Source organism: Flavobacterium koreense (genome assembly GCF_054776075.1).
Genome location: NZ_BAAHCF010000016.1, coordinates 1 through 1439, shown reverse-complemented (window position 1 = coordinate 1439; position 1439 = coordinate 1). Strand labels below are relative to the sequence as shown.

The 1439-nt window shown below is 32.0% G+C and carries 1 protein-coding gene; it reads left to right on the top strand.

Annotated elements, in window-relative coordinates; all coding sequences use genetic code 11:
* A partial coding sequence (locus ACYU7A_RS08000; protein ID WP_460575575.1) for a gliding motility-associated C-terminal domain-containing protein occupies window positions 1-1323 on the top strand: 1323 nt, incomplete at its 5' end.
* Window positions 1324-1439: the final 116 nt, after the last annotated feature.

The window sequence follows — 1439 nt, the reverse complement described above, 5'->3', positions numbered from 1 at the left end:
ACTTACCAATTATGTGAAGTAGGAGCAGTACCAACAAATTGTGATACAGCTACAGCTACGGTTGTAGTTCTTAATCCAATTGTAGCATTAGATGATTCTAATCCAATTGCAATTAATGGTTATGATGGAGGTATAGCAATCCCTACAGTATTAGTTAATGATACTTTGAATGGTGTTCTTGTTAATACTTCTCAAGTAACTATTACTTTGACTAGTACATTGCCTTCAGGTATTACTTTTAATACAGTTACTGGTCAAGTTGGTGTTAATCCACAAACAGCTGCAGGAACTTATACTTTTACATATAATTTATGTGAAGTAGGAGCAGTTCCAGCAAATTGTGACCCAGCAACTGTTACAGTAATTGTTAGTGCAGCACCAATAAATGCTGAAAATGACGACTTGTCTACAAATACAATCAATGGATATGAAGGTGGTACTCCAGGAAACATATTTGTAAACAATGGTAATGGACAAGATACTTTGAATAATTCAACTATTATTCCTAATCAAGTTACAATTTCAGTTGTAAACAATGGAGGTATTGTTGGTTTGTCAATAGCTAATAATGGTGATGTAATTATTCCAAGTGGTACACCTGCTGGAAATTATATTGTTACTTATAGTATATGTGAGGTATTGAATCCAACGAATTGTGATCAAGCAACTATTACAATTGTTATTACTGCACCACCAATTGATGCAATTGACGATTTAGATAATGATACTGTAAACTCTGAAATAGGAGCAACTATTCCTCTTTACACTAATGATACGCTTAATCAAGATCCTTTAATCCCAATTGAAGTTACATTCACTTTAGTTGATAACGGAGGTATTAATGGAGCAGTAATAGATCCTTCAGGTAATTTAATTATTCCAGCAGGAACACCAATTGGTACTTATACTATTGTTTATCAAATTTGCGATATTATTAATCCAAATAATTGTGATACTGCAATTGCTATAATTACAGTGAAAGATCCATGTGATTTCGATGATAGTGCAGATTCTTGTGATATTGTTATATACAACTATTTATCTCCGGGTAATGATACTAATAATGAATACTTCATTCTTGAGGGTATTGAAAAATATCCTGATAATTCAGTTGAAATATATAATCGTTGGGGAGTGTTAGTATATGATGCTAAAGGATATGATAATAATACTAAAGTATTTAGAGGTATTTCTGAAGGTCGTGTTACTATTAAACAATCTGAAGAGTTACCAGAAGGAACTTACTTCTATATCATAAAATACACTAAAACTAGTGGAATTACTAAAGAAAAAGCAGGATACTTATACATTAATAGAAAATAGTTAATCTTCCGAGGATAGAAATATCCTCGGAATAAACACCCAAAAAATGAGAACAAGAATAATACTTTTCGCTATGTTGTTAATGAGCCTTGTGAGTTATTCACAGCAAGATGCTC